At 61.8% G+C, this 9,119-nt stretch carries 8 protein-coding genes; 6 read left to right on the forward strand and 2 right to left on the reverse strand.

Annotated features, from left to right (window positions below; genetic code table 11):
• Positions 1-153: 153 nt before the first annotated feature.
• A complete protein-coding gene (locus ACK1U9_RS19815) occupies positions 154-2,418 on the forward strand; it encodes a putative bifunctional diguanylate cyclase/phosphodiesterase (RefSeq protein WP_449110127.1) in 2,265 nt (754 codons plus the stop codon).
• On the opposite strand, the gene ACK1U9_RS19820 is transcribed toward ACK1U9_RS19815, so the two are convergent.
• Both ACK1U9_RS19820 and ACK1U9_RS19825 read right to left on the reverse strand, forming a co-directional pair.
• Entirely contained in the window at positions 2,318-3,205 is an 888-nt protein-coding gene (locus ACK1U9_RS19820) for an NAD(P)-dependent oxidoreductase (protein ID WP_449110128.1), read from the reverse strand. The genes ACK1U9_RS19815 and ACK1U9_RS19820 overlap by 101 nt on opposite strands.
• A 163-nt stretch (positions 3,206-3,368) precedes the next feature.
• The gene (locus ACK1U9_RS19825) at positions 3,369-3,680 is read right to left on the reverse strand and encodes a DUF2288 domain-containing protein (RefSeq protein ID WP_046614718.1); all 312 of its coding nucleotides are present in this window, start codon (positions 3,678-3,680) and stop codon (positions 3,369-3,371) included.
• Positions 3,681-4,039: 359 nt separating this feature from the next.
• On the opposite strand from ACK1U9_RS19825, the gene ACK1U9_RS19830 reads away from it, so the two are divergent.
• The 5 genes from ACK1U9_RS19830 to ACK1U9_RS19850 all read left to right on the forward strand — a co-directional run bounded on the left by ACK1U9_RS19830 (position 4,040) and on the right by ACK1U9_RS19850 (position 8,982).
• Positions 4,040-5,155 (forward strand): branched-chain amino acid ABC transporter substrate-binding protein, encoded by a 1,116-nt coding sequence (locus ACK1U9_RS19830; RefSeq protein WP_024087643.1) that lies wholly within the window; start codon positions 4,040-4,042, stop codon positions 5,153-5,155.
• 184 nt (positions 5,156-5,339) lie between these two features.
• Positions 5,340-6,263 carry a high-affinity branched-chain amino acid ABC transporter permease LivH gene (gene livH / locus ACK1U9_RS19835; RefSeq protein WP_025340356.1) on the forward strand — a complete coding sequence of 308 codons (924 nt, stop codon included), beginning with the start codon at positions 5,340-5,342 and terminating at the stop codon, positions 6,261-6,263.
• Positions 6,260-7,516: a high-affinity branched-chain amino acid ABC transporter permease LivM gene (locus ACK1U9_RS19840; RefSeq protein ID WP_025340357.1), complete on the forward strand. Its 1,257-nt coding sequence runs from the start codon at positions 6,260-6,262 to the stop codon at positions 7,514-7,516. The genes livH and ACK1U9_RS19840 overlap by 4 nt, the downstream gene beginning before the upstream one ends.
• Positions 7,513-8,280, forward strand: coding sequence for a high-affinity branched-chain amino acid ABC transporter ATP-binding protein LivG (gene livG, locus ACK1U9_RS19845; RefSeq protein WP_013973920.1), 768 nt, complete (start codon positions 7,513-7,515; stop codon positions 8,278-8,280). Before ACK1U9_RS19840 ends, livG begins: the two co-directional genes overlap by 4 nt.
• Positions 8,281-8,982: an ABC transporter ATP-binding protein gene (locus tag ACK1U9_RS19850; protein WP_013973921.1), complete on the forward strand. Its 702-nt coding sequence runs from the start codon at positions 8,281-8,283 to the stop codon at positions 8,980-8,982.
• The last annotated feature ends 137 nt before the right edge of the window (positions 8,983-9,119 follow it).

Genomic DNA, 9,119 nt, shown 5'->3' on the forward strand with positions numbered 1-9,119 from the left:
CATATTCCATGCTGCGATCAGGTTCATAACCAAATCGTAGAAATCAATGTGCCATTAGTCAGGAAGGCTTAAACACCTCTTCCTATACTGCCTCTGGACAGTCTGCACAGGGTTGTAGCGCAGACGAGTGCAAACTCGATCATGAGGCATTCCATGGAATGGCTGGGGCTGCAACTGTTCGCCGACCTGCCGGCAACCGGGCGCATCGTCATTGATTGCCGGCATGAACCGTTCCTGGTTCTGCTCGCCTACTTCGTCGCCTGTGCGGCCTGCTTTGCCACCCTGGACATGGCCGAGCGCCAATCCCACAGCGAAGATCCCACCGCCCACCGACAATGGAACATGCTCGGTGCCTGCTGCCTCGCAGGCGGCATCTGGGCCATGCACTTCATCAGCATGCTGGCCTTCCAGGCTCCAGTGGAAGTGCACTACGATGCGTCCCTGACCATCCTTTCGCTGCTCATCGCTCTGGCCGTCGCCTGGTTGGCCATGCACAGCCTCGACCGCAGCCAGATGCGCGCACACCACTACCTGCAAAGTGCGGTACTGATCGGCCTGGGTATCATCGTGATGCACTTCGTAGGCATGGCCGCCCTGGAAACCGGCGCCCGCCAGTACTACCAATCCGGCCTGCTGCTGGCCTCGGCCACCATTGCCCTGCTCACCAGCCTGACCGCGCTGTACCTGGCCCGCTACTTCCGGCATGGCAGCGGCAACCTGCACCAGGCCATGAAGTACGGCGCCAGCCTGCTGATGGCCGGCGGTATTGTCGCCACCCATTTCACCGCGATGTCGGCCATGACCCTGGTCATCCCGGCCGACACCGCCCTGCGCCTGCCCTCTGGCGACAACAGCTTGCAACTGGCGCTGGGCATCGGCTTCATTACCCTGCTCATCAGTGCTGCCAGCATCAGTAGCGCACTGGCCGACAAGAAGCTGCAAAGCAAGGAACACGACCTGCGCCGGGTCAGCGTGTTGCTCAGCCAACTCGACCAGGCCCGCGCGTCGCTGCAGCAGGCTGCGCACTACGATGCGCTGACCAGCCTGGTAAACCGTCGCGGTTTCAACCAGGTGTTCGCTGAACGCCTGGCCGAACACAAGGTAACGGAAAGCCACCTGGCAGTGATGTTCCTGGACATCGACCATTTCAAGCGCATCAACGACAGCCTCGGTCACGACGCCGGCGACGAACTGCTCAAGGTGATCGCCAGCCACATCAAGGCCGCCACCCGCAACCACGACCTGGTCGCGCGCCTTGGCGGCGACGAGTTCTGCGTGGTTACCAGCCTCAATAACCGCGACGAAGCCCGCCACCTGGCCCAGCGCATCATGCAGAGGATGAAAGAGCCCATCAACCTGGGCGGCCGACGCATGGTCATGACCACCAGCATCGGCATCAGCATCTTCCCCGAAGACGGCACCACCGCCGAAGAGCTGCTCAAGCATGCAGACCTCGCCCTGTACCAGTCCAAGGGCAATGGGCGCAACAGCCTGAACTTCTTCAACGACAGCCTTAAGACCCAGGCCTCGATTGCGCTGCAGCTGGAAGAAGAACTGAGGGTGGCCCTGCTCGAGGAGCATGGGCTGTGCGTGCACTACCAGCCGATCTTCGACATGCGCAGCAGGCAAGTGGCCAAACTGGAAGCACTGGTGCGCTGGCGCCACCCGCAACACGGCTTGCTCGGGCCCGATCGTTTTGTCGCCATCGCCGAAGCCAACGGGCTGATCATCGACCTCGACCTGTGGGTGCTGCGCCACGCCTGCGCCGACATGGCCTATCTGCAGCGCCACGGCCATGGCAACCTCAAGGTCACGGTCAATTGCTCGGCAGTCACTCTCAGCCACGACGAACTGCCCAACGAAGTGGAGAAGGCGCTGTTCCACGCCGGGCTCGCGCCCCGGCAGCTGGAGCTGGAAGTGACCGAGAACGCCCTGATGGGGGATATCCAGCGCACAGTCAACCTGCTCAAACGCGTGCGCGCCCTGGGCGTGACGCTGTCGATCGATGACTTCGGCACCGGCTACTCGTCACTGGCCTACCTCAAGCGCCTGCCGCTGGATGTGCTGAAGATCGACCGCAGCTTCCTGCAGGATGTGCCGGGCAGCCAGAAGGACCGCGAGATCGTCCAGGCGATCATCGTCATGGCGCATACCCTGCATCTTCAGGTAGTCAGCGAGGGCGTGGAAACCGCCGAACAGCTGGCGTTTCTCGAAGCCCACGGCTGCGACTACCTGCAGGGCTACCTGCTGGGCCGCCCGGAGCCGCTGGCCGAACTGCGCTCGCTGCTGGAGCGGCTGCAGCACCAGGGCGGCGCGTTCAGCCCTTGCTGCGATACAGCTCAACCAGGGTCGCCGGATCTTTTTGCAGGTACCCCTGGCTTGCGTGCAGGCGCATCAATTGTGCGGCAAGGCCACTGAGCGGCGTCGCCGAGCCTTGCTCGCGGGAGAACTTGACCGCGCCATCTAGGTCCTTGAGCAGCGTGCGCACGTGCCACTTGATCGGCTCGAAGCGGCTTTCGGCCATTTGCGGAGCGAGGATCTGCAGCGGTTTGGAATCGGCAAAGCCGCCCGCCAGCGCTTCGGCGATCAGCGTCGCGTCGACCCCGGACTGTTCAGCCAAGGCCACCACTTCGGCGATCACCAGGGCATTGCAGGCCACGATCATCTGGTTGCAGGCCTTGGTCACCTGGCCTGCGCCCACCGCCCCCATGTGCGTCACGCGCTGGCCGAGCACCTGCAGTACCGGGCGGGCGCGCTCCAGGTCGGCCGCCTCGCCACCGACCATGATCGCCAGGGTGCCGGCTTCGGCCCCGGGCGTGCCGCCGGAAACTGGCGCGTCCAGCCAGGCCATGCCGCACAGCGCTGCCAGTTCGGCAGCCATTTCACGGGTGGCGGTTGGCTCCAGGCTGGAAAAATCGATCAGCAACTGGCCGCTGCGCCCGCCCTGGGCGATGCCTTGCTCGCCAAACACCACCTCACGGACCACGGCCGTGTCGGCCAGGCACAGCAGCAGCATGTCGCTGTCGCGGCACAGTTCGGCAGGGCTGCCGGCCAGGCGCGCGCCGGCGGCGACCAGTGCAGCGCACTTTTCCGGGCTGCGGTTCCATACGGTCAGCGGGTAGCCCGCTGCCAACAGGCGCCGGCACATGGGCAGGCCCATCAGGCCGATGCCGGCGAATCCAAGCGAAGGTAGTGCAGTGCTCATCAATGACTCCTGACTATTCGAACAACCGGGGGCCGCTGTGCGGCCCCATTACGCATCCCGTAAACTGTTACCGCCACGCCGAATTGTTACTTCCCTCTACCCGCCCTGAGCACCTTCGAGCACCAAAACGGGGCTACTGCGCATTTTTGCGCACCAAAAGCGATCACGCTTCTGCCGGGCGCTTCACCTGGATCACGATGAACGGCGAAACTACTACCGCCCAGATCTCTGGGTCGCGGCTTTGCAGGTCATGGGCCTGCTCGGCGGTCACCGGCCCAACAGTGCCATCACTACGCCACTTGGCGAAGATCTCGCTGCGATTCTCGGCCATCGCCTCGGCAACGGCGATCAGGTCAAGGCTGGGGTCGACCCAAATCAGGTCACCCTTTGCCCAGAAACGCTCCAGCGCTTTCCACTCGATGATTGCCGTCTCGCCAAGCAATTTGGCATAGAGGGTGCTTGTTTGATCAGTCATGGGTGGTATCCGCAAAAATCGGCCAATAAAAAAGGCCGGCATTTTTGCAGAAAAACCCGGTTTCAAATATGTAATTTGGTCGATTGATCCCGATCTTGTGGGGCAGGATCGCAGATGCAGGCAGTTTGATGGCGCCTTTCTGTATCTTTGTGTCGACCAAGCGACAACCCAGGAAGCAGGCACTTTTCGACCGCTTTTCAAGCGCTCGGGCAGCGCTCTACACTGTACCGGTACAGTTCCGGGACATGTTCCGGGGGAAGGTGGGCTTGCGCGTTGGCATGGCCACGCCGCAAATCCCGCCCGGTCTGTAGCCCTGGCCGCCAGGACTATAAGAATTACAACAGAATGAGTGGAGCACTATGATCAAGATTTCCAAGCTGTTCGCCGCAATGGTTCTGGCAGGGGTAGCCAGCCATTCGTTTGCCGCCGATACCATCAAGATCGGGATTGCGGGCCCCAAGACCGGCCCTGTGACCCAGTACGGCGACATGCAGTTCATCGGCGCAAAGCAAGCCATCAAGGATATCAACGCCGCGGGCGGCGTGGATGGCAAGATGCTCGAAGCCAAGGAATACGACGACGCCTGCGACCCTAAACAGGCCGTTGCAGTCGCCAACAAGGTGGTCAACGATGGCGTCAAGTTCGTCATCGGCCACCTGTGCTCCAGCTCCACCCAGCCTGCGTCCGACATCTATGAAGACGAAGGCGTGATCATGATCACCCCAGCCGCCACCTCCCCGGAAATCACCGCCCGTGGTTACAAGCTGATCTTCCGCACCATCGGCCTGGACAGCGCCCAGGGCCCGGCTGCCGGCAACTACATCGCCGACCACGTCAAGCCGAAGGTGGTCGCCGTCCTGCACGACAAGCAGCAGTACGGTGAAGGCATCGCTACCGCAGTCAAGCAGACCCTTGAAGGCAAAGGCACCAAGGTTGCCGTGTTCGAAGGCCTGAACGCCGGTGACAAGGACTTCTCCTCGATCATCCAGAAGCTCAAGCAGAACAACGTCGACTTCGTCTACTACGGCGGCTACCACCCAGAGCTGGGTCTGATCCTGCGCCAGGCTCAGGAAAAAGGCCTGAAAGCCAAGTTCATGGGCCCGGAAGGCGTGGGCAACGACTCCATCTCGCAGATCGCCCAGAACGCCTCCGAAGGCCTGCTGGTGACCCTGCCGAAGTCGTTCGACGCGGACCCTGCGAACAAGAAGATCGTCGACGCCATCAAGGCTGACGGCAAGGACCCAAGCGGCCCGTTCGTGTTCCCGGCCTACTCGGCTGTCGAGCTGATCGCCCAGGGCATCAAGGAAGCCAAGTCCGAAGATGCCGACAAGGTGGCAGCCGCCATCCACAAAGGTACCTTCAAGACCCCGACCGGTGACCTGTCGTTCGACGACAAAGGCGACCTGAAAGACTTCAAGTTCGTGGTCTACGAATGGCACTTCGGCAAGCCTAAGACCGAAGTCTCCCCTCAGTAACTGCGTGACTAATAGCTGACCTACGAGCCCACTGTGCGAGCAGTGGGCTTTGTTTTATGAGGTTCATGGGCCTGATCCCCGCGATCCGGGGGCGGCTCACCTGAAAATCTTAAAACCGTCACCCGCGGTTTCCTGGCCTTACCCCCGCCAGCGAAATGCAAATCAGGTTTTTAGGAGCGCTGTAATGCCTGAGATCTACCATTTCTTCCAACAACTGGTTAATGGATTGACCATCGGCAGCACCTATGCCTTGATCGCCATCGGCTACACGATGGTGTACGGCATCATTGGCATGATCAACTTCGCCCACGGCGAGGTGTACATGATCGGTTCCTACGTGGCCTTCATCGCCTTGGCTGGCCTGGCCATGATGGGTATCCATTCGCTGCCGATCCTCATGACCGTCGCCTTCGTCGCGACGATCTTCGTCACCAGTGCCTATGGCTACAGCATCGAACGGGTTGCCTACCGCCCCTTGCGCAACAGCAACCGCCTGATCCCGCTGATTTCCGCCATCGGCATGTCGATCTTCCTGCAGAACACCGTCTTGCTGTCGCAAGACTCCAAGGACAAGTCCATCCCCAACCTGATCCCCGGAAGCTTCTCGTTCGGGCCGGGCGGCGCGGAGGAAGTACTGATCAGCTACATGCAGATCCTGGTGTTCGTGGTCACCCTGGTGGCAATGACCTGCCTCACCCTGTTCATCTCCCGTTCCCGCCTGGGCCGCGCCTGCCGCGCCTGTGCCGAGGACATCAAGATGGCCAACCTGCTGGGCATCAACACCAACAACATCATCGCCCTCACCTTCGTCATCGGTGCCGCCCTGGCGGCGGTGGCGGCCGTGCTGCTGAGCATGCAGTACGGGGTGATCAACCCCAACGCCGGTTTCCTGGTGGGCCTGAAGGCCTTCACCGCGGCGGTGCTGGGTGGCATCGGCAGCATCCCGGGCGCCATGCTCGGTGGGCTGGTGCTGGGCGTGGCCGAAGCGTTCGGTGCCGATATCTTCGGCGACCAGTACAAGGACGTGGTGGCATTCGGCTTGTTGGTTCTTGTCCTGCTATTCCGGCCGACCGGCATCCTGGGCCGCCCGGAGGTTGAAAAAGTATGAACAGAAATCTCAAACAGGCGTTTTTCAGCGCCTTGCTGGTATGGGCCGTGGCCTTCCCGGTATTGGGCCTGAAACTGAGCATCGACGGCATCAGCCTGTCCGTGCACAGCCAGGGCTCGTTCAACCTCAGCATCATTGCCCTGTGCTCGGTCCTGATGTTCCTGCGCGTGCTGTTCGACAAGCAGTGGAACTCGGTAATGGGCCGCCGTTCGGATCGCAAGCTGATCCCGCCGGCAGTCAGCAACTACCTGACCCTGCCGAAGACCCAGCGCTACGTGATCATGGGCCTGATCGTCGCGGCACTGGTGTGGCCGTTCTTCGGCTCGCGCGGTGCGGTCGACATTGCCACGCTGATCCTGATCTACGTGTTGCTGGGCCTGGGCCTGAACATCGTGGTCGGCTTGGCGGGCCTGCTCGACCTCGGTTACGTCGGCTTCTACGCCGTTGGCGCCTACAGCTACGCCATGCTCTCGCACTACCTGGGCTGGAGTTTCTGGGTATGCCTGCCGATTGCCGGCCTGATGGCCGCTACCTTCGGTTTCCTGCTCGGCTTCCCGGTTCTACGCCTGCGCGGTGACTACCTGGCGATCGTGACCCTCGGCTTCGGCGAGATCATCCGCCTGTTCCTGCGTAACCTCACCGACTGGACCGGCGGCCCCAACGGCATCAGCAACATTCCCAAGCCAGAGCTTTTCGGCCTGACTTTCGAACGCCGTGCCGCCGAAGGCATGCAGACCTTCCATGAGTTCTTCGGGCTGGAATACAACTCGATCAACAAGGTCATCTTCCTCTACCTGGTGGCCCTGCTGCTGGCCCTGCTGGCGCTGTTCGTGATCAACCGTCTGCTGCGCATGCCGATCGGCCGCGCCTGGGAAGCCCTGCGCGAAGACGAGATCGCCTGCCGTGCACTGGGCCTGAACCCGACCGTGATCAAGCTGTCGGCCTTCACCCTGGGCGCCTGCTTCGCCGGTTTCGCCGGCAGCTTCTTCGCTGCGCGCCAAGGCCTGGTGACGCCGGAGTCGTTCACCTTCATCGAGTCGGCGATCATCCTCGCCATCGTCGTGCTCGGCGGCATGGGCTCACAACTGGGCGTGATCCTCGCGGCCATCGTGATGATCCTGCTGCCCGAGCTGATGCGTGAGTTCAGCGAATACCGGATGTTGATGTTTGGTGCGCTGATGGTGTTGATGATGATCTGGCGTCCGCAAGGCCTGCTGCCTATGCAACGTCCACACATGGAGCTGCGTCGATGAGCCGCGAAATTCTGCAAGTCAGCGGCCTGAGCATGCGCTTCGGCGGCTTGTTGGCGGTCAACGGCGTGGGCCTGACCGTCAAGGAAAAACAGGTGGTGGCACTGATCGGCCCGAACGGTGCCGGCAAGACCACTGTCTTCAACTGCCTGACCGGCTTCTACAAGCCCAGCGGCGGCACCATCCTGCTCGATGGCCAGCCGATCCAGGGCCTGGCCGGGCACCAGATTGCCCGCAAGGGCGTGGTGCGGACCTTCCAGAACGTGCGCCTGTTCAAGGAAATGACCGCGCTGGAAAACCTGCTGATCGCCCAGCACCGCCACCTGAACACCAACTTCTTCGCCGGCCTGTTCAAGACCCCGAGCTTCCGCCGCAGCGAGAAGGAGGCCATGGAGCGCGCGCAATACTGGCTGGAGAAGGTCAACCTGACCGAGTTCGCCAACCGTACCGCCGGCACCCTCGCCTACGGCCAGCAGCGCCGCCTGGAAATCGCCCGCTGCATGATGACCCAGCCGCGCATCATCATGCTCGACGAACCGGCAGCGGGCCTGAACCCGAAGGAGACCGAAGACCTCAAGGCGCTGATCGCCTACCTGCGTGAGTCGCACAACGTCACCGTGCTGCTGATCGAGCACGACATGAAACTGGTGATGAGCATTTCCGACCATATCGTGGTGATCAACCAGGGTACCCCCCTGGCCCACGGCACGCCGGAAGAGATCCGCGACAACCCTGACGTGATCAAAGCCTACCTGGGGGAAGCGTAAATGCTGAAGTTCGAGAACGTTTCCACCTTCTACGGCAAGATCCAGGCGCTGCACAGCGTCAACGTAGAGATCAACCAGGGCGAGATCGTTACCCTGATCGGCGCCAACGGTGCCGGCAAGTCGACCTTGCTGATGACCCTGTGCGGCTCGCCGCAGGCGCACAGCGGCAGCATCAAGTACCTGGGTGAAGAACTGGTCGGCCAACCGTCCTCGCACATCATGCGCAAGAGCATCGCGGTAGTGCCGGAAGGCCGCCGCGTGTTCTCCCGCCTGACCGTCGAGGAAAACCTGGCGATGGGTGGTTTCTTCACCGACAAGGGCGATTACCAGGAGCAGCTGGACAAGGTGCTACAGCTGTTCCCGCGCCTGAAGGAGCGTTATATCCAGCGGGGCGGCACCATGTCCGGTGGCGAGCAGCAGATGCTCGCCATTGGCCGGGCGCTGATGAGCAAGCCCAAGCTGCTGCTGCTCGACGAGCCCTCGCTGGGCCTGGCGCCGATCATCATCCAGCAGATCTTCGACATCATCGAACAGCTGCGCCGTGATGGCGTGACGGTGTTCCTGGTGGAACAGAACGCCAACCAGGCGCTGAAGATCGCTGATCGAGCGTATGTGCTGGAGAACGGCCGGGTGGTGATGCAGGGTACTGGGGAAGCACTGCTGACCGACCCGAAGGTGCGCGACGCGTACCTGGGGGGTTGATGGGAAAAGGGCCATCTACTGGCCCTTTTTTCTACCTGTCAGAAATGTATTGCCTGTACTGGCCCTATCGCCGGCAAGCCAGCTCCCACAGGTACCCCACAGTTCCTGAAAGTTGTGGGGGCCTGTGGGAGCTGGCT

This window comes from Pseudomonas sp. XP1 (genome assembly GCF_053557675.1).